This window comes from Serratia sp. Je.1.23.a (assembly GCF_051129805.1).
GTDB classification, from domain to species: Bacteria; Pseudomonadota; Gammaproteobacteria; order Enterobacterales; family Enterobacteriaceae; genus Serratia; species Serratia liquefaciens.
Window position 1 is genome coordinate 1 of record NZ_JBCPSR010000093.1, and the last position, 255, is coordinate 255.

General features: G+C 58.0%; 1 protein-coding gene. It reads right to left on the reverse strand.

What is annotated here, in order from left to right:
* Window positions 1-255, reverse strand: a 255-nt coding sequence (locus AAZT04_RS26330; RefSeq protein ID WP_434682342.1) for a hypothetical protein, incomplete at both ends; no start/stop codon positions are given.

The following is a 255-nucleotide window of genomic DNA, read 5'->3' on the forward strand; positions in this document are numbered from 1 at the left end:
TTGTGGCGTCGTCCAGTCACCGGAAGTCCCTTGTCTGTACTTCCACTGGTAAGTGGATGCATCAGTGCCCGTGCCGTTGGTGACAAAGGCATAACTCACCCCCAGGGACTTGCCGGCCTCAACCGTCATCGAAGTGGCTTTCACGTCCTTCACCGCGGGGGCCGCGAAGATGGTCACCACATCAGCATCGGCAACACAAACCTCACTCCCCTTGATGCTTTGCTCCTTACCCTTAGGGGTGACACAGGCGCGAAC